Below are 24,164 nucleotides of genomic sequence, written 5' to 3' on the forward strand. Positions count from 1 at the left end.
AATTGATTTTGCCTGTGACCCCTTCCCTCTTCCCCCCCGAAGCCCATGAGTGAACACCGCATTCCGACCGCCGCCCTCCACCAGTGGGTAGTCGATCTCTGGCTCGCCGCCGGTTCCGACGCGCGCGAGGCCCGCCTCACCGCCGATCACCTGGTCGGCGCCAACCTGTCCGGCCACGATTCCCACGGCGTCGGCATGATCCCCAAGTACGTGCTGTCCTGGCTGGGCGAGCAGCTCCAGCTGAACCAGCACGTGAGCGTGGTGCACGAGGCCGGCGGCATCCTGAGCCTGGACGGCAACCGCGGCATGGGCCAGGCGGTGACCGAGGAGGCCATGGGCCTGGCGATCGAACGCGCGCGCGAGCACGGCGTATGCGTGCTGGGCCTGCGCCGCTCGCACCATCTGGGCCGGGTCGGGCACTGGGCCGAGCAGGCCACCGCGGCCGGCATGATCTCCATCCACTTCGTCAACGTGTTGTCCAAGCCGATCGTGGCCCCGCACGGAGGCTACGAGGCCCGCTATGGCACCAACCCGTTCACCATCGGCGTGCCGGTGGCCGGCGCCGAGCCGCTGGTGATGGACTTCGCCACCAGTGCGATCGCGCTGGGCAAGGTGCGCGTGGCCAACAACAAGGGCGTGCCGGTGCCGCCGGGCTGCCTGCTGGATGCGCAAGGCCAGCCCACCGACGACCCCGCCGTGATGTTCCCGCCCGCAGGCGATCCGCAAGGCGCGCTGCGCGCCTTCGGCGAGCACAAGGGCTATGTGCTGGCGGTCATGTGCGAACTGCTGGGCGCTGCCGTGACGGGCGGCCACACCATCCGCCCGGAGACCCTGACCCACGAGCATGCGGTCTGGAACAATATGCTGGCCATCGTGTTCGACCCGGCGCGCCTGGGCAGCAGCACCACCTTTGGCCATGAGGTGCAGGCCTTCGTCGACTGGCTGCGGTCCTCGCAACTGCAGCCCGGCACCGATGCCATCCTCCTGCCCGGCGAGCCCGAGCGCGCATGGCGCCGCGCCCGCGCGGCGTTCATGCCCGTGGACAGCGGAACGCTCGCCCAGCTCGACGATGCCGCGGCACGCGTGCAGGCCGCGCGAGGGAAATCGCCCGGCCCGCTATCGCGGCTGGCGGTGGACTGATCCGCCCTGTTCCGGGCGATAAACCGACAACCCAAGGCCTAGCCACCATGCCGCACCTAATTATCGAAATCACCGAAAACACGCGCCTGACCTGCTCGCAGGAGGAACTGCTGGACGAAGCCAATGCCGCGTTGCTGGCATCCGGCCAGTTCAACGAACCCGACATCAAGTCGCGCTGCATTACGCTGACTTCCTTCCGCCAGGGCACCGAAGCACGCGAACGCGCCTTCGTGCATGCGCGCCTGCACATCCTGGACGGCCGCGAACTGGCGGTGCGCCAGGCGCTCAGCAAGGCGGTCTGCGACGTCATCGCCGAAGCCGTACGGCCGGGCGACGCCGAAGACAGCGTGCAGGTCAGCGTGGAAGTCGTGGAGATGGAACGCGCCAGCTTTGCCAAGCAGATCGTCAGCGGCGCACGCTGAGGCTGCGCCAGGGCCGCCGCGGCGGCCCGCCGGGAACCGGCAACAACGATGGCCTCGACGCCTGCCGCACCAGCGGCGGGCGGCAACGAAAGGCCACGCCATATCCAATCGCGAAGAAGCCCCCAGGAGATAACGTGTCCGCTACCCAACCCGCCGCCCCGGTGATCCGCCTGCACGCGCAGGACAACGTACTGATCGCGCGTACCGAACTCAGCATCGGCACGCCAGTGCCCGGCGAGGCGTTCAGCATCCGCAGCCAGGTGCCGGCCGGGTACAAGATCGCGGCGCGCGCCATCGCCAGGGGCGAGCCCATCCTCAAGTACAACACCACGATCGGCTTTGCCGGTGCCGACATTGCGCCGGGCGCGCTGGTATCCGGACACAATATCGAGTTCCGCGAGTTCGACCGCGACTACGCCCATGCGCGCGACTTCGTGCCGGTAGCGCTGCTGCCCGAAGCGGAACGAGCCACCTTCGACGGCATCGTGCGCGAGGATGGCCGCGTGGCCACGCGCAACTTTATCGGCGTGGTCGCCACCGTCAACTGCTCGGCCACCGTGGTGCACAAGATCGCCGAATGGTTCACGCCCGAGCGGCTGGCCGACTATCCCAACGTGGACGGCGTGGTGGCCTTCGCCCACAGCACCGGCTGCGGCATGGAGATGAGCGGCGAGCCGATGGCCATGCTGCAGCGGACCCTGGCCGGCTATATGCGCCACCCCAACCTGGCAGCCGTGCTGGTGGTCGGGCTGGGCTGCGAACGCAACCAGATCAATGCGCTGCTGAAGGCCGAAGGACTGGAGCCCGGGCCCCGGCTGCATGCGTTCACCATGCAGGACACCGGCGGCACCCGCAAGACCATCGCCGCCGGCGTGGCCGCGGTGCAGGCACTGCTGCCGGATGCCAACCGGGCCGTACGCCAGCCGGTGCCGGCCAGCCACATCAGCATCGGCCTGCAATGCGGCGGTTCGGACAGCTTTTCGTCGATCACGGCCAACCCGGCGCTGGGCGCGGCCATGGACATCCTGGTGCGCCACGGCGGCACGGCCATCCTGTCGGAAACGCCGGAGATCTATGGCGTCGAGCACACGCTGACGCGCCGCGCGGCCAGCCGCGAGGTGGGCGAGAAGCTGGTCGAGCGCATCCGCTGGTGGAAGGATAGCTACGCCGCCGGCCGCGATGTGCAGATCAATGGCCGCGTCAGCCCCGGCAACCAGGCCGGCGGGCTGGCCAATATCTTCGAGAAATCACTGGGGTCGTCGATGAAGGGCGGCACCGGCCCGCTGATGGGCGTGTATCGCTACGCCGAACCGATCACGCAAAAGGGCTTCGTCTTCATGGACTCGCCCGGTTTCGACCCTGTATCGGCCACCGGGCAGATCGCCAGCGGCGCCAACCTGATCTGCTTCACCACCGGGCGCGGCTCCATGTTCGGCGCCAAGCCGGTGCCATCGCTCAAGCTCGCCACCAACTCGCCGATGTACCAGCGCCTGGAAGAAGACATGGACATCAATTGCGGCGAGATCCTCGACGGTACCGCTACCATCCAGAGCATGGGCGAACACATCTTCGCGCGGATCCTGGCGGCGGCCTCCGGCCAGCGCACCAAGAGCGAGTTGCTCGGCCTGGGCGACCATGAGTTCGCGCCGTGGCAGATCGGCATCACCGGCTGACGCAGCCCCCATCCGCTATCGCGCGCCGCGCCTCAATAAACAGGAACACTAAACGACATGTCAACGCTGCCGAATTCGAACTTGCCCTCCCCGCTGCCCAACCGCTTCCGTGCCGACATCCTCGCGCGCAAGCGCGTGATCGGCTGCTGGTGCTCGCTGGGCAATCCCACTACCACCGAGATCCTCGGCCTGGCCGGCTTCGACTGGCTGCTGCTCGACGGCGAGCACTCGCCCAACGATGTGCTCACCTTTATTCCGCAGCTGATGGCGCTGCAAGGCAGCGTGAGCGCGCCTGTGGTGCGCCCGCCGGTAAACGATCCGGTGGTGATGAAGCGCCTGCTGGACATCGGTTTCTATAATTTCCTGATTCCCTTTGTCGAAAGCGCCGAACAGGCCGGGCGCGCCGTCAGCGCCACCCGCTACCCGCCGGCCGGTGTGCGCGGCGTGTCGATGGTCCAGCGCAGTAACCGCTACGGCACCGTGCCGGAGTACTTCAGCCAGATCAACGACAATATCTGCGTGCTGGTACAGATCGAAAGCCGGAAAGGCGTCGATGCCGCCGATGCCATCTGCGCCGTGGAAGGCGTGGACGGCATCTTTATCGGCCCGTCGGACCTGGCTGCAGCCTGCGGCCATCTCGGCAACCCCAACCATCCCGAGGTGCAGGCGCAGGTGGCGCGCATCTTTGACGCCGCCAATCGAGCGGGCAAGGCGGTCGGCACGCTGACGCCGGTGGAAGCCGATGCGCGCCGCTACCTGGATATGGGCGCGAGCTTCGTGGCGGTGGGCCTGGACCAGAATATCTTCCGCAGCGCCACGCAGGCGCTGCGCGATCGCTTCGCCGGCTAGGCGCGGCATCCGCCCGAAGCCGCGCCGCGCGCGGCCCCAACGTACGACAGACGACAGACGAGGGGACTGACATGAGCAAGATCGGATTTATCGGACTGGGCGTGATGGGCACGCCCATGGCGCAACACCTGCTGGCCGGCGGCAATACGCTCTATGTCCACTCCCGCAGCGGGCCGCCAAAGGCCCTGCTCGATGCCGGCGCCCAGGCCTGCGCCAATGCCACCGAAGTGGCGCGGCAGAGCGATGTGATCTTCCTGATGCTGCCCGACACGCCCGACGTGGAGCGCGTGCTGTTTGGTGAAAACGGCGTGGCGCAAGGCCTCTCCAAAGGCAAGGTCGTGGTCGACATGAGTTCCATTTCTCCGATAGAAACGCGCGTCTTCGCCGGAAGAATCGAAGCGCTCGGCTGCGACTACGTGGACGGCCCCGTCTCCGGCGGCGAAGTCGGCGCCAGGGCCGCCACGCTGTCGATCATGGCCGGCGGCAAGCAGACCGTGTTCGACCGCGTGCTGCCGTTGCTGCAACTGATGGGCAAGAACATCACGCTGGTGGGCGGCGTGGGCGACGGGCAGGTGGCCAAGGTGGCGAACCAGGTGATCGTCGCGCTGACCATCGAGGCCGTGGGCGAGGCCCTGGTGCTGGCCGCCAAGGCAGGCGCCGACCCGGCCCGCGTGCGCGAAGCGCTGATGGGCGGCTTTGCCAGCTCGCGCATCCTGGAAGTGCATGGCGAGCGGATGATCAAGCGCACCTTCGATCCGGGCTTCCGCATCGAACTGCACCAGAAGGACCTCAACCTGGCGCTGTCGACCGCGCACAAGCTGGGCGTGAGCCTGCCGAATACCGCCTCGTGCCAGCAACTGTTCAATGTGTGCGGCGCGCTTGGCGGCGCCAGATGGGACCATTCCGGCCTGGTGCGGGCGCTGGAACACATGTCCGGGCACGCCATCGGCGACAAGCCCGCCGCCAAGGCCTGAACTTGCCCGCACACACCGCATGACCGCGCTCAACTCCGAGGACCTCGCCTGCTTCGTCTGCGTCGCCAACACGCAAAGCATCTCGCGCGCGGCGCTTGAAATGGGCGCGGACCAGTCCACCGTCAGCCGACAGATCGCCCGGCTGGAAGCGGCGCTGGACACCCGCCTGTTCCACCGCAGCGGGCGCGGCGTGGTGCTGACCGAAGCCGGCCAGACCCTGATCGTCTACGCGCGCCAGGTAGCGGCCACGCTGGCGGAAGCGCGCGAAGCCATTCGCGCGTCGTCGGCGCAGGGTCCGGCGCAGTTGGTGATCGCGGCGCAGCCTACCATTGCCAACACTGCGTTCGCCAGCATCGGCACCGCGCTCAAGCAGCGCTTTCCCGCCACCAGGGTTCGCTTTGTCGAAGGGTTGGCGAGCCCGTTGCTGGCCTGGCTGGCGGCGGGCGAGATCGACGTCGCTCTGCTCTATCTGCCCGAGCAGCAAGGCGCGCTGAAGGTCGACATCCTGCTGGAAGAAGACCTGACCCTGGTCACGCCAACCTCGTGGAGCCATCTCGGCCCCACCTTTCCGGTGCGCCGGCTGGGCGAAGTGCCGCTGATCCTGCCCAGCACCGGACACGGCCTGCGCGTACTGGCCGAGTCGCTGGCGGCCAGGGCCGGCACGAGCCTGCAACTGGCGCTGGAATGCGATGCCTCCAATACCGTATCGATGCGGCTGGTGGAAGATGGCTGCGGCGCCACCCTGCTGCCCTTTGCCGCGGTGGCCGACCGCGTGGCGCAAGGTCGGTTGCATTCGGCGCGGCTGGTGGATCCGGTGGTGACGCGGCAGGTGGCGCTTGCCACCGCGCGAAACCGCACGCCGGTGCCTGAGTTGTGGGACATCATGCAGACGGTCAGGCAGTCGGTGCGGAATATCGTGATGTCGGGGGCGTGGCCGGGGGCGCGGTTGATTTGACCGGCATCAAAGCCCGCCAAGGCCATGGGCAATGCCAAACGCGAGGAGACTATCCATGAACGCCGACCAATTCCGTACCATCCAGGCTCCGAGTACCTCGAGCACCCCGAGGCCGCCTCGGTCGCGCTGCGCGATGCGCGCGTGCTCGTGGAAGGCGACCTCGATTTCCGCGGCACGCTTGGCGTGAGCAAGGAAACTGCCGTGGGTTTTCAGGCGATCCGGCTGCGTCTTGAACTGGATACGGACGCTCCGGTCGAGCAGGTCTAGACCCTGCTGCGCCTGACGGAGCGCTACTGCGTCGTCTGCCAGACGCAGGCCCGCGGAACCCCTTTGGCGGTCGGCCATGCTGTCGGCGGCGAGCCGGCGGCAAGGCCAGGTTCCCCCCGCTACGCAGGCTTGATGTTCTGGTTGTGGCGGAACAGGTTGTCGGGATCGTACCTGCGCTTGACGTCGGCCAGCCGCGCGTAGTTCGGCCCGTAGGCCGCGCCAACGCGATCGCCCTCTTCCTGCGTCAGGAAGTTGACGTACACCGAGCCCTGCGCGTACGGCGCCGCCGCCTGGAAGACCTCGCGCGACCAGGCGATGCAGGCATCGTCGTCGGCCGGGTCGGTCCAGCGTCCGTGCACGTTCATGACGAAGTTGGCATCGCGGCTGGGATAGGCCGTGGCATCCACCGCCACCCGGTTGGTCTGGCCGCCCAGCGAGCCGATGAATATCTCTGTGTGCGGGGAAGGCAGCTTGTTGATGTAGTCCGTCAGCAGCGTGATCAGGCCGTCGTCGAGCCCGGCGAAGTTGTGCGATTTCCAGTAATTGCGGGCGCCGGGCGTCAGCAAGGGATCGAACGCCTGCTGCCACGCGGTGAATGGCATGGGCCCTACGTGCTCGCCGTAGGGCGTGCCCAGTTTCCGCAGGGGCTCGGCCAGTCGCGGCCCGTCCGCCACCGGCCCGATATAGCAGATAGCCAGCGCCACGATGGGCTTCCCATGCGCTTCGGGCGGGAGGAACGGCAGGGGCGGCGCCAGCCGCATCACGGCCCAGACGGTCAGTTCGTCCGGCATGCCGGCGAAACGGTCGCGCAGTGCCTGCAAGACCGTAGCTGCCTGTGACAAGGGATAAACGATCAGGCCACCGAACACTTCCGGGCCGACCGGATGCAGCGCGAACTCGAACAGCGTGACCACGCCAAAATTGCCGCCGCCGCCGCGGATGGCCCAGAACAGGTCGGCATGCTCGGAGGCGCTGGCGCGCACCAGCTTGCCGTCGGCGGTGACGACCTGCGCCCCGACGAGGTTGTCGACCGACAAACCGTACTTCCGGCTGATCCAGCCAAAGCCGCCGCCCAGCGTCAGGCCGGCCACACCGGTAGTCGAGTTGATGCCCAGCGGCGTGGCGAGGCCAAAGGCCTGGGCCTCGTGGTCGAAATCGCCAAGCGTCGCGCCAGGCTCGACATAGGCGCGCAGCGCGGTAGGGTCGATTCGCACCGACTTCATGGCAGACAGGTCCAGCGTGATCCCGCCCTCGCATATCGCCAGGCCGCCGATATTATGGCCACCGGCGCGTACCGAGAGCAGCAGGCCGTTGTCTCGCGCGAACGCCAYGGTATGCATGACATCGGCTGCGCCCGCGCTTTGGACGATGAGCCCGGGGCGCCGGTCAATCATGGCGTTCCAGATGCTGCGGGCCTCGTCATAGCCCGCATCGCCAGGCTGCAGCGCCTGGCCTCTCAATTTCGACTTCAAGCCTTCGACCAGCTCGCTGGACAGATCAGCCATGATGCACCTCGCGACGGAATCCCCGGCTACGGGTTCGGCCGCGTTACCGGCAAGGTGCCACAAAGCACGGCTTGATCCGTCTCCGGCGTCATGTCTCCAGGGAGGACGGCATGGCGGACTGAAGGGGGAAAAGCGGCTGCCGGCTGGCTTGAGGAAGGCTGGGAGGGGCCGAATCCTTCCTCATTTAAGGTTGATCCCCGGGTAATGTAAAGCAACCGGGACACTGGTCCCGATAGTCGCTTCTCGCTTCGACGATCACACTTGCGCAGGAGAAGCGTATCGCCGCATTCGACGCGCCAGCGAGCGGCAACAAGTACTCGCAACAGCACATCATCGAAGTTGGCGACGTGCCTGGCACAAGCTGCGGCTGTTCGAGTTAGTGCGCAGTGATGGCGGTAAAGATCAGGCAATTGAGGTCGTCGGCCTCAAAGAGGCCGTTATCCGTGGCACCAGCGACCTGACCGACTTGAATGGGCCCGGCTGCGGCTCGCATTGAACGGCTGACATTCCGCATAAATCGGCCGCTCGGGCAGGTAGCGCGACACGCAGCAGCCGCAGCTAAGTCGTGCGCGACCATTTTGTGTGGGTTGTGTGATCTTCGAACGCGGAGACGATGCCGTCAATCATTGCTGTGATGCGCGCGGTATGCCGAAGGTCTTGATGCGTGACGAGCCAGATTTCGTAGACCGCCCCACGTGCGGGTTCCGGCCATACCTGCACGAGGCCGTCGTGTTCAGCCAGATGGATCGGAAGCTCACCGATGCCGAGGCCTGCCTTTACCGCGGTACGCAGCATGAGGCTGGAATTGAAGGTCGATACGATGCGCCCCGCGTGTATCGGTTCGCCAGCAAGCGTCGGTGATCGATTACCGGTCCAGTTTCCCTGATAGCAGACAAGATCGTGGCCCGCGAAGGCGGAGCCAGCAGCGGGCTTGCCGTGGCGCTCGAGATAAGCATTCGATGCAAAGAGCGCCATGGGCCAGCGAGCCAGGCGCCGCGCGACTAGATCGGGATTTTCCGGCCTGACTGACCGGACCGCGATATCCGCTTCACGCTTTGCCAGATTTAGCATGCGCGTCGACGTGTCCAGCAGGATGCGCACTTCGGGATGCGCAGCATGCAGGCGTTCGATGGCGGGAAGCAGGAATTCGAGCGCAATCGAGTCGGTGCTGGTGACTCTTACGTCCCCCGCAAGCCGTGTATCCGTGCCTTGAGTTCGTCTGACGAGTTCGTGTGCGGAGTGTTCCATTTTCTCCGCCGATCTCAACGCGGCCTCGCCTGCGGCGGTCAACGCGTAACCCCCAGAGGTGCGCAGGAAGAGCGTTGCACGTAGGGCATGCTCTAGTGCCGCGATCCGTCTGCCGACCGTCGCCTGATCGAGGTTGAGCGTCCTGGCCGCTCCACGGAGCGTTTTTTCGCGCTCCACCGCGAGAAACACTCGCGCGTCATCCCAGTTCATCGTGCCGCCCTCATGATGCAAATTTGCATCTGTCAGATTGAATAATGCTGCACATATTCATCAGCGTCGAGGCCTAAACTGAACGCAAGAGTTCCTCGTTCAATGATCCGCCCGGATCAATCGAGCCTCATCTATAGAAGGATTGGTATCCATGTCTGCTTCAACTTATCATGTGCCGCCGTCCATGACGGCCGTTGAGATCAAACAGCCCGGCGGTCCTGAGGTCCTGGTTCCGACCATGCGCGCGGTGCCGATGCCGGCCGCCGATCAGGTTCTGATCCGCATCCACGCAGCTGCCGTGAACGGTCCAGACGTTTTCCAGCGCAAAGGGCTGTATGATCCGCCCCCCGGCGCTTCGGACATTCCAGGGCTGGAAGTGGCAGGTCAAGTGGTTGCCGTTGGCCCCGACGTGTCCCAATTCCGGATCGGCGAACTGGTGTGTGCATTGATTCCCGGTGGGGGCTACGCAGAATATGCAGTCGCGCACGCCTGCAACACGATGCATATCCCCAAAGGCCTGACGTTGGTGGAAGCGGGGGCAATGCCCGAAACGTTCATGACGGTATGGCTGAACCTGTTCCAGCGCGGCAAGCTGGTTGCCGGCGAATCGGTGTTGATCCATGGCGGCGCGTCAGGTATCGGTACCACGGCGACCATGCTGGCGAAGGCTTTCGGCGCAGCGAAAATCATCACGACAGTTGGCTCGCAGGCGCATCGGGAGGCAAGCCTGGAGCTAGGTGCAGACCTCGCGATAGATTACCGCGAGGAAGATTTCGTCACCGAGGCGAAGCGGTTTACCGATGGAAGAGGCGTCGACGTGATCCTCGACATCATTGCCGGCGACTACGTGGCTAGAAACTATGACGCCGCAGCCATGGACGGACGGATCCTCCAGGTGGGCGTGATCAAGGGGCCGGCGAAGGATCTCAACGTCTTGCCGATGTTGACGAAGCGTCTGACGCATATGGGCTCGACATTGCGATCGCGCACATCCGCGGACAAGGCGGCCATCATCAATGAACTGGAGCGGCAGGTCTGGCCGCACATCGAGAGCGGCAAGATCAAGCCGGTTGTCTACAAGACCTTTGCGCTTGCCGACGCTCGCGGCGCTCACGAACTGATCGATTCCGGCACACACTTTGGGAAGATTGTCCTTACGACAGGTGCCGATCTCATTGGCTGAAGCCTGGCTTGCCGGTTTCAGGCCACTAACACGGGATTGAAGTGAGTCCAATGGCACAAAAATAAAGCAAATCGCTGGGTTTCGAGTCATAAAGCGAATCGACCGAATTGCCCAGCGAATTGGTTTGGCTGACAGATAGCCGCCGCCCGCCCGGATGTCCCGGAGCGCCCTTCGCTCAGGTCACTGGCGCCGGATTGAACAGCGCCAGCGAATTGTGCAGTTTATGGTGTTCGGCCCAGGTCTTCTTGCGGCCGCTCGCTACATCCAGCATCAGCCGGAACAGCTCCCAGCCCACGTCCTCGATGGTGGCTTCGCCAGTGGCGATGCGGCCCGCATTCACGTCCATCAGGTCGTGCCAGCGGCGTGCGAGATCGCTGCGGGTGGCGACTTTGATCACCGGCACTTCGGCCAGGCCGTACGGCGTGCCGCGGCCGGTGGTGAACACATGCAGGTTCATGCCCGCGGCCAGTTGCAGGGTGCCGCAGATAAAGTCGCTGGCCGGCGTGGCGGCGTAGATCAGACCCTTCTGCCTGAGCTTTTCACCGGGTGAGAGCACGCCGGTGATGGCGGTGCTGCCCGACTTGACGATCGAGCCCATCGCCTTCTCGACGATATTGGACAAACCGCCCTTCTTGTTGCCCGGCGTGGTATTGGCGCTGCGGTCGACGCGGCCTTTTTCCAGGTAGCGGTCGTACCAGTCCATCTCGCGGATCATCGCCTGCGCCACTTCCGGCGTGGCGGCACGCGCGGTGAGCTGGTCGATGCCGTCGCGCACCTCGGTGACTTCCGAGAACATCACGGTGGCGCCCGCGCGCACCAGCAGGTCCGTGGCAAACCCCACGGCGGGATTGGCGGTCACGCCGGAGAATGCATCGCTGCCACCGCATTGCACGCCAACCACCAGTTCGGAGGCCGGGCAGGTTTCGCGGCGGCGCTGGTCGAGCCTGGCCAGATGGGTGTGCGCCATGGCCATGATGGCGTCGATCATGCTCTCGAAGCCCACATGCTGGTCGTCCTGCAGGCACACCACGCCAACCTCCACGCTGCCCGCGCCGGTCTGTACCGGCATGGTGCCGGGCGGCATCAGGCGTTCGGGCTGCAGTTTCTCGCAACCCAGGCTCACCATCATCGCGGTGCCGCCGAAGTTGGGGTTGAGGGCGATATTGCGCAGCGTGCGGATCGGCACGATGGCATCCGGCGCATCGATGGCCACGCCGCAGCCATAGGTATGCTCCAGGCCCACCACGTCATCCACATTGGGGTACTTCGGCAGCAACTCGGCCTTGATGCGGCGCACGGCATGCTCCACCACGCCCGACACGCATTGCACGGTCGTGGTGATGGCGAGGATGTTGCGGGTGCCGACGGAGCCATCCGGATTGCGGAAACCTTCGAAGGTGTAGCCCTCCAGCGGCGGCAGCGGCGCCGTCACGCGGGTGCCGATGGGCAAGTCGTCCAGTCCGGGCGCCACCGGCATCTCGATCACTCGCTCATTGACCCAGCTTCCCCTTGGCAGGTCATGCAGCGCATAACCGATCACCACGTTGTAGCGCACCACCGCATCGCCGGCCGCCAGGTCCGCCAGCGCCACCTTGTGGCCCTGGGGTACCCGCTCGCGCAGCGTCAGTCCGCAGGGAAACACGGTTCCCGCCGGCAGGCCGCCATCGTTGGCGACGATGGCCACGTTATCCAGCTCATGGATGCGGATATACAGCGGGGTGCCTTGCGCCTGCGTGCCAGGCTGCGAACCGGCGGACTGCCCTACTTGCTCTACTTTGATATCGATAACCGACATGTTCTCTTTCCTTGCGAAACGCTTCCGGTAGCCTGGCCACGCAACACGGCATGGCCATCAGGGATGCTTGAGTTCTACGCGCTTGATTTCCTTGACGATCACCAGGTAGCTGATCACTGTCACCAGCGCGTTGGCGCCGACGAACACCAGCGCGCCATTGAAGGAACCGGTGGTGGCAAGGATATAACCGATCACGATTGGCGTTACGATACCCGCGATATTGCCGAACATATTGAAGATGCTGCCGGCCAGGCCGATCACTTCCTTCGGTGCCGTATCCGCCACCACGGCCCAGCCCAGCGCGCCGATGCCCTTGCCGAAGAAGGCCAGTGCCATGAAGCCCACCACCAGCCATTCGCTATCCACATAATTGCAGGCCACCATGCTGACCGACAGCAGCATGCCGGCGACGATCGGCACCTTGCGGGCCACCGTCAGCGAATAGCCGCGGCGCAGGAAGCCGTCGGACATCACGCCGCCCAGCACGCCGCCGAGGAAGCCGCAAATGGCCGGCAGCGACGCGACGAAGCCCGCCTTCAGGATCGACATGCCGCGCGCCTGCACCAGGTACACCGGGAACCACGTCAGGAAGAAGTACGTCAGCACGTTGATGCAATACTGGCCCAGGTACACACCCAGCAGCATGCGGTTGGACAGCAACTGGCGCACATAGAACCAGCGGGCGCCCGCGGGTTCCTGCTCCTTCTTGCCGGCGTCGCCGCTCATCTCGACAAGGCCGCCGCCCTGCCGGATATGCTCCAGCTCGGCGCGGTTCACCCCCGGATGGGTAGCCGGGCTGCGCACCACCTTGAGCCAGAGGCCGGCCAGCACCATGCCCAGCGCGCCCATCCACAGATAGACATGGTGCCAGCCCAGCGCGTGGGTCAGCCAGGCCATCAGCGGCGTGAAGAGCACCGCGGCAAAGTACTGGGCGGAATTGAAGATGGCCGAAGCCGTGCCGCGCTCGGCCGTGGGAAACCAGCTGGCAACCACCTTGGCATTGGCCGGAAACGCCGGCGACTCGGCCAGGCCCACCGCGAAACGCAGTACGAACAGCGTGGTGACGGCAGCGCCAACCGTGGCGAACGCGCCGATAAAGCCCTGCAGCAGCGTGAATAACGACCACAGGAAGATGCTGCAGGCATAGATGCGGCGGGCGCCGAAGCGGTCGAGCAGCCAGCCGCCGGGGATCTGCGCCATCACATAAGCCCAGCTGAAAGCCGAGAAGATAAAGCCCATCTGCACGGCGTCGAAGCCGAACTCCGCCCGCATCGCGGGACCGGTGATGGAAAGCGTGGCGCGGTCGGCGTAGTTCACCGTCGTCACCACAAAGATCATCAGCAGGATCCAGTAGCGGACATTGCTGCGGCGGGTGGCCTGCCCGGCCACGCTGAGGGTATTGCTTGGATTCATGGGGTCTCCGGCGCCGGCCGCGACGGATATGGGCGGCACCCTTATCCGGCTACCGGCCATCCCGAAGCTTTCATGGCCGCGTGATATGTCGTCGTATGACTCGGATTATAGGCAACGGGTTTCTCACGCAGCATTCAGTGTTTACCCGAGGTGAAGTGTTTGTGGAAAATCGATGCGCGCTCTTGTTGCGCGTTCAACGGTATGTCGGCCGCACGCTGTTCGAAGCTAGCTTTCAAGCAGCTTTCAGGCCGGCCCAGGTATTTTGCAGCGTTTTGCCATGACCCCGGCGCTCATGGGCAGGCCATCGGGATTTCGTGCGGCGCCCTGCTGGTGCCAAACAAATCCACTTGCACAATCGCCAGCCTACTTGTACGATGACGTATCTCGAAAATGTGCGGACCTCCGGAAAGCACCAGAGCCACTGCCCTAAACCCTGCCCTTGCGGCGCTCAGGACCAGCCACCATGACCACACCACAAGAACTCAAGCAGATCGTCTCGCAAGGCCTGCTCTCCTTCCCCGTGACCGACTTCGACGCGCAAGGCAACTTCCGTCCCGAGACCTACGTCGAGCGCCTCGAATGGCTGGCCCCCTACGGCGCCACGGCCCTGTTCGCCGCCGGCGGCACCGGCGAGTTCTTCTCGCTGACGCCGGACGACTATTCCAATGTGATCCGCACCGCCGTGGAAACCTGTGCGGGCAAGGTGCCGATCCTGGCCGGCGCCGGCGGACCTACCCGCATGGCCATTGCCTACGCCAAGGAAGCCCAGCGTCTCGGCGCCAAGGGCATCCTGCTGCTGCCGCACTACCTCACCGAAGCCTGCCAGGAAGGCATTGCCAACCATATCGAGGAAGTCTGCAAGTCGGTTCATATCGGCGTGATCGTCTACAACCGCGGCAACTCCCGCATCAACGCGGAAATGCTGGAACGCCTGGCGGACCGCTGCCCCAACCTGATCGGTTTCAAGGACGGCGTGGGCGAGATCGAGAACATGGTACGTATCCGCCGCAAGCTGGGCGACCGCCTGTCTTACCTGGGTGGCCTGCCCACCGCCGAAGTCTATGCCGCTGCCTACAAGGCGCTGGGCGTGCCGGTGTACTCCTCGGCCGTGTTCAACTTCATCCCCAAGACGGCGATGGACTTCTACCGCGCGATCGCGGCCGACGACCACGCCACCACCAACCGCCTGATCGACGAGTTCTTCCTGCCCTACTTGGACATCCGCAACCGCCGCGCAGGCTACGCGGTGAGCATCGTCAAGGCCGGCGCCAAGCTGGTCGGGCACGACGCCGGCCCGGTCCGCGCGCCGCTGACCGATCTGGACGAGCAGGAACTGGCGATGCTGGACGCGCTGATCAAGAAGCTGGGCCCGCAGTAAGAGGACCGCAGAGCTACGCCGGCGCGTCAGCGCCGGCGTTAGTCATGCCAGTCACCCGGGCGATGCCGGGGAAGCGGACCTGACCACGCCTGTGGCGTGCCAGCGCAAGATCGCATCCCCGGCCAGGCCCAGTTCCGCCAGGACCTCCATGTTATGTTCGCCCGCGCCACCGCATCCGCCGCTCGCCACGCCAGATCCGCCTGCCGGCGCTGCGCGACGCCGCCGGCAGGCGGATCTGGCGTGGCGCCGGCCTTCCTGGGCGCCGCAAGGCGCCAGCAGGGCAACCCATCCGGTGCACGTTCGCTGGTGTGAGCCGCCAACCTATCGAGCGGCCGCGGCCTCCCCACCGGCCCCACGCCCAACCCAGTTGCCCGCCTGGCTCTCCAGCCGCGCCCGGATGAAATCCATCAGGGTGCGGGTGGCCAGCGTGGGAAACCGGTTCGGCGCCGTCAGCATGTAAATGCTGTCGCCCACGCCTTCGGGTTCGTATTCGGGCAACACCTCCACCACTTCGCCGCGGCCGATCTGCTGCCACACCGCATAGCGCGGCAACAGAGCAACGCCAAGCCCAGCCATCATCGACTCGAACAGGAAGGGATAATCGCCGGACTGGATGCGCGGGGCGACCCGCAGGATCAGCGGCGTGCCGGCCAGTCTCAGCTTGAGATCAAAGCGCCGCCCGAGCGATGCCGGCGCAATCAGGTCGCAATGGCCAAGATCCTCGGCGCGGCTCACTGGCCCATGCTCAGCCAGGAAGGCCGGCGCTGCGCACAGGCACCAGCCTACCCCGCAAATCCTGCGCGCCACGTGGTCCTCCGGCGGCAGGGAGGTGATCTTCAGCGCCACATCCACCTCGGCGGAAATCAGGTCGCCGATGTAGTCGTTGATCAGCACGCGCAAGGAGATGGCCGGGTATTGCCGGGCAAATTCCAGTAATACCTGCGCCAGGTAGAGATGCCCGAGTCCGGTGGGCAGGCGGATCCGCACGTCGCCGCGCACGGTCTGGCCAAGGCTGTCGATCGAGGTGCCCGCCGCCTGCAGTTCATCGAGCATGCGAACGCCGTGCGCATACAGCAGCCGCCCGGCCTCGGTCAGCTCCACATGGCGGGTGGTGCGCCGCATCAGTTGCGCGCCCATATGCTGCTCAAGGGCCTTGAGACGGCGCGAGACATTGGAGCGGGTCATGCCGCCGCGCGCGGCGGCGGCCGTGAGCGTTCTGGATTCCACGAGCGTGACGAACAGCCGGATCAGGTTCAGGTCGAAGCTGGGATTATTGTCAATCATGAGTCAACACGGGTGGCACAGGCCGACGGATTGTCACGGCCAGGAGTACGCCCTAGCATAAGCCATCCGACGCCACCTTACGACTCTCAGATCCCTGCCGATGGCCCAGACCGACCTGCAATCCGCATTAGCTTCACCTACCGCCTCTTCATCCGAAGCGGTTGACGAACTGCCCTTCTCTGGCCTGCGCATCCTGGATATCAGCCAGGGCATTGCGGGCCCGTATTGCGCGCATATCCTCTGGCAACAAGGCGCCGAGGTCATCAAGGTCGATCCGCCGGCGGGCGACTGGGGCAGGCATGTGGGCGTGGTGCGCGGGGAGCACAGCGCGCTGTCGATCGCGTACAACGCAGGCAAGCGCGGCGTCTGCATCGATGCGGCCACCGACGCCGGCAAGGCGCTGCTATTCGACCTCGCGCTGCAAGCGGATATCGTGGTGCAGAACTTCCGGCCGCAGGTTGCCGAGCGGCTCGGCGTGGGCTATGCCGCGCTGTGCGCGCGCAATCCGGCGCTGGTCTATGTGTCGATCAGCGGCTACGGCGCGGACGGCCCCTATGCCGACTATCCGGCCTCGGACTCGGTGATGCAGGCCGACAGCGGCCTCATGCACACCAACCGCATGGCCGACGGCACGCCGCGCCGCATCGGCATGCTGCTGGCGGACGCGGCCACCGGGCTGTATGCGGCGCAAGCCTGCGCCGCTGCCTTGTGCAGGCGCTTTCGCCGCGGCCTCGGCGCGCATGTCGAGCTAAACCTGTTCGACGCCTGCGTAGCGCTGCAGGCCAACAATATCCTCGAGTACGCCATCCAGGGTGCCGTGGCCGCCGGGCCGGTGAGCGCGCCGAATGGCGTGTTTGCGACCAGCGACGGCAGCCTCACCTTGCTGGCGCTGAACAACGCGCAGTTCGGCAGGCTGTGCCTGGCGCTGGATCGCCCGGCGTGGGCGGACGATGCGCGCTTTGCCGACAATGCCAGCCGCATGGCGCACGCGGCGTGGCTGCAGGACGCCGTGGCTGCGGTGCTTGCCGGCAAGAGCACGGGGCACTGGCTGCGCATCCTTCAGGCGCACGATATCCTCCATGCGCCGGTGCGCGACTACCGGCAAGTGCTCGACCACCCGCAAGCCGCGCAGCAGGAGACGTTCCAGACGGTAGCGCAGCCTGGCCTGGCTACCCTGCCGTTTGCCGGCATCCCGGCCAAGGGCATGCGGCGCGTGCCCACCGCAGCGCCGCGTGTCGGCGAACACACCGAAGCCGTGTTGCGCGAATGCGGCATAGCGCCTGACAAGCTCGCCCGATTGCTGGAGTGTGGTGTTGTCAGGCAGGCTAGCCCTTTGGCTGGCCAAAACACGGCGGGAGCCACGGCATGATGCGCGCCCTGCTCTGCGAGCACTTCGGCAAAGCGCAAGACGTCCGCCTGGCGAGCATCCCGCGGCCGGCGCTTGCGGATCCGCACGCGGTCACGCTTGCCGTGGAATATGCCAGCGTGAGCCACGCCACCGGCCTGATGGTCGCGGGACGCTACCAGACCAAGCCGCCGTTGCCGTTCGTGCCCGGCACCGAGGCGGTCGGCCGCGTAGTGGCTTGCGGCGCGGCCGTCACGCGCCTGCGCCCCGGCGACCGCGTGGTGGCCATTGCCGACTGGGGCTGCTTTGCCGACGAAGTCACGCTGCCGGAGTACACCGTCTACCCCATACCCGATACGCTTGACGCGCTGCAAGCCCTGCCGGTCCCGCTCTCCTACGGCACCGCTTACTGCGGCCTGGTGTGGCGCGGCGCCGTGCAGCCGGGAGAAACGGTGCTGGTGCTCGGCGCCGGCGCCGGCGTGGGGCTGGCCGCGGTGGAAATCGCCCACCAGTTGGGCGCGCGGGTGATCGCCTGCGCCAGCACCGAATCGAAACGCGCGGAAGCCCTGCTGCGCGGCGCTCAGCATGCGCTGGCCCCGGAAGACCTGGCCGCCACAGTCAAGCGCGTAACCGGCGGGCATGGTGCCGACGTGGTGGTGGATCCGGTAGGCGGCGACCTGTTCGACCAGGCGCTGCGCGCGGCCGCTGCCAATGCGCGGATTCTCAGCATCGGCTTTGCCAGTGGCCGCATCCCGCAAGCGCCGCTGAACCTGCTGCTGGTGAAGAACCTGACGCTGCATGGATTTTTTGTTGGCCGCTATATCGGCTGGACCCCCGCCAACGAGCGGGCACAGCATGCGCCTGCGCTGCAGGCCGTCATGCGCACGCTGTGTGCCTGGGCCAGCGAGGGCAAGATTCGACCGACCGTGTCGAAGGTGTACCCGATGAGCGGGCTGGCCGAGGCGCTGGGCGCCCTGGAAGCCAGGCAGATCGTCGGCAAAGTCGCGATAAAAATCAAGGAGACAAATTCATGCCATTCCGATTCAGGGTCCTGAACACGCAACACGGTACACACCGCACCAAGCATCGCCGTTGCGCACGCCATCTGGTCTTGCTCGCGACTCTCGCCACGGCTGCCATTGCCGCCTTGGGCGCATCTCCCACCCGTGCCGCCGACGATTTCCCGCAACGCCCCATCCGCATGGTGCTGCCTTACCCGCCGGGCGGGCCAACCGACTTGCTGGCGCGCGTGGTCGGCGTCAAGATGGGCGACACGCTCGGCCAGACGGTGGTGATCGACAACAAGCCGGGCGCCAGCGGCATGATCGGCGCGGAAGTGGTCGCCAAGGCCGCGCCCGACGGCTACACGATTCTCGCCAATGCCTCGCTGCATGTGATCAACCCGAGCATCTACCCCAAGATGCGCTACGACGCGTTTCACGATTTTGTGCCCATCACGCAGTTGGCCGAAGTGCCACTGGTGCTGGTGGTCAACAACGATTCGCCCGTCAAGACCGTGCAGGACCTGATTGCCTATGCGAAGGCCAAGGGTGGCAGCATCAACTTTGGTTCGGCGGGAAATGCGTCGGCCCAGCAACTGGCCGGCGAGTCGTTCAAGTTCGCCGCCAATGTCTCGATGCAGCACGTGCCGTACAAGGGCAGCTCGCCCGCGCTGACCGACCTGATGGGCGGCCAGATCCAGTTGATGTTCGATTCCATGCCATCGGCCATGCCGTTTATCAAGGCCGGCAAGCTGCGCGCCGTGGCCGTCACCACGCTCAAGCGCGCGCGTGCCCTGCCGGACGTGCCCACGGTGGCGGAGTCGGGCTTGCCTGGCTTCAATATCAGCACCTGGTACGGGTTATGGGCACCGCGCGGCACGCCGGCCCCGATCGTGGCGAAGCTGGCGGCCCACGCCGCGCAGGCGCTGCGGCAGCCCGATGTGCAGCGCCAGTACGCCGACATGGGCGCCGAGCCGGTAGGTTCCTCCCCCGCCGAGTTCGCGCGCTACACCGTGGCGGAGGGCAACAAGTGGGCCGAGATCGTACGCAAGTCGGGCGCCAAGGCGGATCAGTAGCCATCGCTGCGCTGCCATGGCAAGCGGCAGCGCGGATGGACAGATCCGCCCCCTGGCGGGACAATTGGCACCCCGGTGCCGCCCCTGCCCCATGAAAACCGTCCCGACCTACTCGCTCTACGGGGTCAACTCCAACGAGCCCTTGCTGGAACAACTGCATTTCGAGTCGATCCCGGAGCGCAGCGGAATCAACGACTGGGAAATCAAGCCGCACCGCCACGAGCGCTTCTTCCAGGTTCTCTACGTGCACCAGGGGGGCGGCCGCGCGCTGCTCGACGACCGCGAGTACCCGCTGGGCTCGCGCACTGTGGTGACGGTGCCGCCGCGCTGCGTGCATGGCTTTCGGTTTACGCCTGACGTGGACGGCATCGTGATCACCATGACCGATCACTACCTGCACACGCTGCTGGCTGGCGTGCCGGATGCGCTGCCGCTGTTCGAGCGGCCCTACCACGACCAGTTCGGTGACCCGGCCCGCGGCGAGCGCGATGACGCCACCGTGCTCGCCGGAGCGCTGGAACTGTTTCGTGCGGAGATGAACGCGGTCTCGCTGTGGCGCGGCGCGGCCTTGTCGGCGCTGCTGTCCTTGCTGCTGGTGGGTATTGCCCGGCGCGCTTCGGGCGCGGGTGCAACCGGGGCGCAGCCGGCAGGCAGGACCGCACGCCATTTTCAGCAGTTCCAGCAACTGGTGGAGGCTCGTTTTCGGAACCACCAGGATCTGGCGGGCTACGCCGACACGCTCGGCATCTCGCCCACCCAGCTCAACCGCATCTGCCAGCAGCTTGCCGGCAGGAGCGCGCTGCAGCTGATCCATTCGCGCCTGATCGTGGAGGCGCAGCGCGATCTGCTCTATAGCGATCTCGATATCAAGCAGATCGCCTCGACGCTGGGCTTTGCGGATGCCGCGTATTTCGCGCGCTTCTTTGCCAAGCATGTTGGGCAGGCGCCCAGCGCATTCCGCCAGCACGGGCGCGCCCGCCTGCCGGCGCCGCAAGCCGCGCGCTAGCGCGGCGCTTTACATCGAGAAACTGTCGGAGCGCGCCAGCGGCCAATACTTCTCGTAGAGCTGGTAGCGGAAATTCCCGTTGATCAGGTCTCCCGGCGTCAGGAACTTGAGCAGTTCGGACATCAGCCGCACTTCGTTGGGCGAGATACGCCGCACGATATGGTGCGGCTTGAGATCGGCAGGATGATGCAGGCCGGCTGCCTGCAGGATTTCCAGCAACGCATGCAGCGTCTGGCGGTGGAAGCTGGCTACGCGATCCGCCTTGTCCGGCACCACGATGGCGCGCTGGCGCACCGGATCCTGCGTGGCCACGCCCACGGGGCAGCGGTCGGTATGGCATTTTTGCGCCTGCACGCAGCCGAGCGCAAACATGAAGCCGCGCGCCGAGTTGCACCAGTCGGCACCGGTGGCCAGCGTGCGTGCCACGTCGAACGCGGTAATGATCTTGCCGCTGGCGCCGATGCGGATCTTGTCGCGCAGGTTCACGCCGACCAGCGTGTTGTGGACCAGCAGCAACCCCTCCTGCAGCGGAACGCCGATATGGTCGACGAACTCCAGCGGCGCCGCGCCGGTGCCGCCTTCGGCGCCGTCCACCACGATGAAGTCCGGCAGGATGCCCGATTCCAGCATGGCCTTGACGATACCGAAGAACTCCCATGGGTGCCCGATGCAGAGCTTGAACCCGGTCGGCTTGCCACCGGACAGCGTGCGCAGCCGGTCGACGAACTGCAGCAGGCCCAGCGGCGTGGAGAATTCGCTGTGCGTGGCCGGCGAGATGCAGTCCTCGCCCATGGCGATGCCGCGCGTGGCGGCAATTTCCGGCGTGACCTTGGCCGCCGGCAGTACGCCGCCATGGCCCGGCTTGGCGCCTTGCGAGAGCTTGACCTCGATCATCTTGACCTGGGGCGAGCGCGCCTGCTCGGCGAACTTGTCGGGATCGAAGCCACCGTCCGCGCGGCGGCAACCAAAGTAGCCGGAGGCCACCTCCCAGATCAGGTCGCCGCCTTCGGCGCGGTGGTACGGGGAGATCGAGCCTTCGCCGGTGTCGTGGATAAAGCCGCCAAGCTTTGCGCCCCGGTTGAGCGAACGGATCGCGTTGCCGGACAGCGCGCCGAAGCTCATCGCCGAGACGTTGAAGATCGATAACGAGTAAGGCTGGGCGCGGCCCTCGCCCACGGTGATGCGGAAGTCGGCGGAGGGGATGCGGGTCGGCGCCAGCGAATGGCTGATCCACTCGTGGCCCGCCAGGCGCACATCGATCTCGGTGCCGAAGGGCCGGCTGTCGACCTCGTTCTTGGCGCGCTGGTAGACGAGGCTGCGCTGCTGGCGCGAGAACGGCATCTCGTTGGTGTCGTCCTCGATGAAATACTGGCGGATCTCCGGGCGGATGAACTCGAAGAAGAAGCGCAGGTGGCCCCAGACCGGATAGTTCCGCAGGATGGAGTGGCGCGACTGGCCAATGTCGTACAAACCGACCAACAGCAGCGCGACCGGCGCCGCCAGCCATGCCGGGGAAATCCGTTGCATGGCGGCGAGCGCCGCCAGCGCGAGCAACGCGAGCACGGTCAGCCAGACCGCGCCGTAACGACGAGAAAACATGGGGACTCCTAAAGGCCGGCAGTTGGCCGGCAACCCCGCGATTATCGCCGTTCCTCGCGGCCTGCGCTCCCGCCGGGTTGCACCCCGGGCGCTACCGTTGCCCTGCGTGGTCCGCGGTTTCCGCTTCCGCGCAGAGCGGGGCCAGGCCCGGCGGGTGCCGCTGTGCGCTGTCGTCGGCCTGCACGGCGGCTACGATCTGCGCGAACGCTGCGTCGGCTTCCGGCATCGGCAACAGCATCCACACGTGGAACATGCCCTCGTATTCGTAGTACCGCAGCGGCAATCCCTGTTCCTGCGCGAGCAGGCGGAAGGCGCGGCAGTCGGGCAGCAACACGTCATGGGTGCCGATGAACAGCGTCACCGGCGGCAGGTCACGCAGGCTGCCGTAGATGGGGCTGACCTGCGGCAGCGTGACGGGATCACCGCCGGCATAGACCCGGCCGCACTCGATGCCGCCTGGCTTGGACAGCATCGGGTCCAGCGGTTCGAGCGCATCGATGCCCGGGTTGCTCCCTGTCGCGTCCACGAACGGTGACATCAGCACCAGCCTGCCGGGCAGCGCGCGCCCGGAATCGCGCGCGATCTGCGCCAGCGCGAGCGCCATGCCGCCGCCGGCCGAATCGCCCATCACGGTCAGGCTGGCGGGCGGCTGGCGCTGCACGATCTGGTCGTAGAGCGGCAGCATCCCGGCAAACACGTCGCGGTAGGTATGTTCCGGCGCCAGCGGATAGATCGGCACGATCACCGTCGCGCCAAGGGCATCCACCAGCTTGCCGATGAAGTCCCAGTGCTGGCTGACGATATCGAATACGTAGCCGCCGCCGTGCAGGTAGAGAATCTGGCGGCCGCTGTCGGCGCCCCGCGGGCGCACGGTGTAGACCCCCACGCCGGCAACCAGTTCCATGCTGATTTCATGGCGCGCCAGCAAGCGCGGCGAGGGATCCGCCCGGCCGATCTTGCGGCGGCGGCGAATCTCTTCGTGCAGCGCCTGCGCACTGGAAAAACGGTGTTTGCGCCGGACCAGGCGCAGGGCTAGCCGCCACAGGCGGTACTGGATGCTTGGCATGACGATCTCCCGGAGTATTGCACCGGCTTCATTCACTGCCGGCTGAGGCGCCGCGGCGCACCTGCGAATGCACACGGCATGCCCGCAGTGCAAACGCCAGATACAAAAAAGGAGCCGGCTAGCGGCTCCTTTTCAAGCTGGAAACAGGCCCCGATCAGGCAGCTGCTGCGTCCTTCAGCTTCTTCAGCGGGCGCACCTTGACCTTGACGCTGGCGGGCTTGGCCGGGAACCAACGCTCTTCACCGGAGAACGGGTCCTTGCCGAAGCGCTTCTTCTTGGCGGGCACTTGCTGGGCCGTAACCTTCATCAGGCCGGGCAGCGTGAACTCGCCTGCGCCCTTCTTGTGCAGCGCGCTGACGATGGTGTTTTCCAGATGAGCCAGCACCGTCTTCACGGCTTTGGCCTCCAACTGGGTCTGTGCTACCAGATGAGCGACCAGGCTCGACTTGTTGAAGGTTTCCTTCAGCGGACGCGGGGTTACCGCGGCAGCTGCGGGAGCAGCCTTCTTGGCCGGCGCGGCCTTCTTGGCAGCAGCCTTTACAGGTGCAGCTTTGGTTGCCGGTGCCTTCTTGGCAGCGGTCTTGGTTGCAGTCTTCGCGGTCGGATTCGCTTTGGTCGCCATATCTATAAAGATGAGTTGAACAGAATGATGTCGCACGGGATGTGGCATCCGATGTCGCTCGACGCTTCGTCGATCGACTATCGGCGTGCGGCATCGACTGAATCATAGCGGAAACTACGGGACGTCAAGGGGTTTTCGCACATGCCAACGCAA

General features: G+C 65.9%; 20 protein-coding genes and 1 pseudogene. 13 read left to right on the plus strand and 8 right to left on the minus strand.

What is annotated here, in order from left to right; all coding sequences use genetic code 11:
- The first annotated feature begins 45 nt into the window (after positions 1–45).
- From AC1DT6_RS03670 to AC1DT6_RS03700, 7 genes and pseudogenes are all read left to right on the plus strand, one after another.
- Positions 46–1,140 carry a malate/lactate/ureidoglycolate dehydrogenase gene (locus AC1DT6_RS03670; protein WP_441636085.1) on the plus strand — a complete coding sequence of 365 codons (1,095 nt, stop codon included), beginning with the start codon at positions 46–48 and terminating at the stop codon, positions 1,138–1,140.
- A gap of 47 nt (positions 1,141–1,187) precedes the next feature.
- Positions 1,188–1,562: a 5-carboxymethyl-2-hydroxymuconate Delta-isomerase gene (locus AC1DT6_RS03675; protein ID WP_441636083.1), complete on the plus strand. Its 375-nt coding sequence runs from the start codon at positions 1,188–1,190 to the stop codon at positions 1,560–1,562.
- Between the two features lie 134 nt (positions 1,563–1,696).
- Positions 1,697–3,235 (plus strand): UxaA family hydrolase, encoded by a 1,539-nt coding sequence (locus AC1DT6_RS03680; protein WP_441636081.1) that lies wholly within the window; start codon positions 1,697–1,699, stop codon positions 3,233–3,235.
- Positions 3,236–3,292: 57 nt separating this feature from the next.
- Positions 3,293–4,084 (plus strand): 2-dehydro-3-deoxyglucarate aldolase, encoded by a 792-nt coding sequence (gene garL, locus AC1DT6_RS03685; RefSeq protein WP_441636079.1) that lies wholly within the window; start codon positions 3,293–3,295, stop codon positions 4,082–4,084.
- A 47-nt stretch (positions 4,085–4,131) separates the two neighbouring features.
- A pseudogene (locus tag AC1DT6_RS03690) lies at positions 4,132–5,058 on the plus strand (2-hydroxy-3-oxopropionate reductase); the annotation flags it as partial.
- Between the two features lie 19 nt (positions 5,059–5,077).
- On the plus strand, positions 5,078–6,013 hold the full coding sequence (locus AC1DT6_RS03695; protein ID WP_035861286.1) for a LysR family transcriptional regulator: 936 nt from the start codon (positions 5,078–5,080) through the stop codon (positions 6,011–6,013).
- 24 nt (positions 6,014–6,037) lie between these two features.
- Entirely contained in the window at positions 6,038–6,280 is a 243-nt protein-coding gene (locus AC1DT6_RS03700) for a hypothetical protein (protein ID WP_441636077.1), read from the plus strand.
- Between the two features lie 119 nt (positions 6,281–6,399).
- On the opposite strand, the gene AC1DT6_RS03705 is transcribed toward AC1DT6_RS03700, so the two are convergent.
- Both AC1DT6_RS03705 and AC1DT6_RS03710 read right to left on the minus strand, forming a co-directional pair.
- Positions 6,400–7,785: an FAD-binding oxidoreductase gene (locus AC1DT6_RS03705; protein WP_477114433.1), complete on the minus strand. Its 1,386-nt coding sequence runs from the start codon at positions 7,783–7,785 to the stop codon at positions 6,400–6,402.
- A 558-nt stretch (positions 7,786–8,343) separates the two neighbouring features.
- The gene (locus tag AC1DT6_RS03710) at positions 8,344–9,243 is read right to left on the minus strand and encodes a LysR family transcriptional regulator (protein WP_441636073.1); all 900 of its coding nucleotides are present in this window, start codon (positions 9,241–9,243) and stop codon (positions 8,344–8,346) included.
- Between the two features lie 151 nt (positions 9,244–9,394).
- Between AC1DT6_RS03710 and AC1DT6_RS03715 the strand changes: the two genes are divergently transcribed.
- Positions 9,395–10,426, plus strand: a complete 1,032-nt coding sequence (locus AC1DT6_RS03715) for an NAD(P)H-quinone oxidoreductase (protein WP_441636071.1) — start codon at positions 9,395–9,397, stop codon at positions 10,424–10,426.
- Between the two features lie 175 nt (positions 10,427–10,601).
- Here AC1DT6_RS03715 and garD read toward each other — a convergent pair whose 3' ends face one another.
- Together garD and AC1DT6_RS03725 are read right to left on the minus strand one after the other, a co-directional pair.
- Positions 10,602–12,221 carry a galactarate dehydratase gene (gene garD, locus AC1DT6_RS03720; protein WP_441636069.1) on the minus strand — a complete coding sequence of 540 codons (1,620 nt, stop codon included), beginning with the start codon at positions 12,219–12,221 and terminating at the stop codon, positions 10,602–10,604.
- 57 nt (positions 12,222–12,278) lie between these two features.
- On the minus strand, positions 12,279–13,634 hold the full coding sequence (locus AC1DT6_RS03725; RefSeq protein WP_441636067.1) for an MFS transporter: 1,356 nt from the start codon (positions 13,632–13,634) through the stop codon (positions 12,279–12,281).
- Positions 13,635–14,097: 463 nt separating this feature from the next.
- On the opposite strand from AC1DT6_RS03725, the gene kdgD reads away from it, so the two are divergent.
- Positions 14,098–15,012: a 5-dehydro-4-deoxyglucarate dehydratase gene (gene kdgD, locus AC1DT6_RS03730; RefSeq protein WP_441636065.1), complete on the plus strand. Its 915-nt coding sequence runs from the start codon at positions 14,098–14,100 to the stop codon at positions 15,010–15,012.
- A 321-nt stretch (positions 15,013–15,333) separates the two neighbouring features.
- Here kdgD and AC1DT6_RS03735 read toward each other — a convergent pair whose 3' ends face one another.
- Positions 15,334–16,296 (minus strand): LysR family transcriptional regulator, encoded by a 963-nt coding sequence (locus tag AC1DT6_RS03735; protein ID WP_441636723.1) that lies wholly within the window; start codon positions 16,294–16,296, stop codon positions 15,334–15,336.
- Positions 16,297–16,396: 100 nt separating this feature from the next.
- On the opposite strand from AC1DT6_RS03735, the gene AC1DT6_RS03740 reads away from it, so the two are divergent.
- The 4 genes from AC1DT6_RS03740 (at position 16,397) to AC1DT6_RS03755 (ending at position 20,724) form a co-directional block, all read left to right on the plus strand.
- Positions 16,397–17,665, plus strand: a complete 1,269-nt coding sequence (locus tag AC1DT6_RS03740; RefSeq protein ID WP_477102075.1) for a CaiB/BaiF CoA transferase family protein — start codon at positions 16,397–16,399, stop codon at positions 17,663–17,665.
- Positions 17,665–18,696, plus strand: a complete 1,032-nt coding sequence (locus AC1DT6_RS03745) for an NADPH:quinone oxidoreductase family protein (protein WP_441636725.1) — start codon at positions 17,665–17,667, stop codon at positions 18,694–18,696. The genes AC1DT6_RS03740 and AC1DT6_RS03745 overlap by 1 nt, the downstream gene beginning before the upstream one ends.
- Entirely contained in the window at positions 18,672–19,718 is a 1,047-nt protein-coding gene (locus tag AC1DT6_RS03750) for a tripartite tricarboxylate transporter substrate binding protein (RefSeq protein ID WP_441636719.1), read from the plus strand. Before AC1DT6_RS03745 ends, AC1DT6_RS03750 begins: the two co-directional genes overlap by 25 nt.
- A gap of 91 nt (positions 19,719–19,809) precedes the next feature.
- Positions 19,810–20,724, plus strand: coding sequence for a helix-turn-helix domain-containing protein (locus tag AC1DT6_RS03755; RefSeq protein ID WP_441636717.1), 915 nt, complete (start codon positions 19,810–19,812; stop codon positions 20,722–20,724).
- Positions 20,725–20,733: 9 nt separating this feature from the next.
- Here AC1DT6_RS03755 and AC1DT6_RS03760 read toward each other — a convergent pair whose 3' ends face one another.
- From AC1DT6_RS03760 to AC1DT6_RS03770, 3 genes are all read right to left on the minus strand, one after another.
- Positions 20,734–22,323: an FMN-binding glutamate synthase family protein gene (locus tag AC1DT6_RS03760; protein ID WP_441636715.1), complete on the minus strand. Its 1,590-nt coding sequence runs from the start codon at positions 22,321–22,323 to the stop codon at positions 20,734–20,736.
- A 91-nt stretch (positions 22,324–22,414) separates the two neighbouring features.
- Entirely contained in the window at positions 22,415–23,389 is a 975-nt protein-coding gene (locus AC1DT6_RS03765) for an alpha/beta hydrolase (RefSeq protein ID WP_441636713.1), read from the minus strand.
- A gap of 154 nt (positions 23,390–23,543) precedes the next feature.
- Positions 23,544–24,011, minus strand: coding sequence for an HU family DNA-binding protein (locus tag AC1DT6_RS03770; RefSeq protein WP_035861317.1), 468 nt, complete (start codon positions 24,009–24,011; stop codon positions 23,544–23,546).
- Between the last annotated feature and the right edge of the window lie 153 nt (positions 24,012–24,164).

The organism is Cupriavidus sp. 01L45 (genome assembly GCF_056399885.1).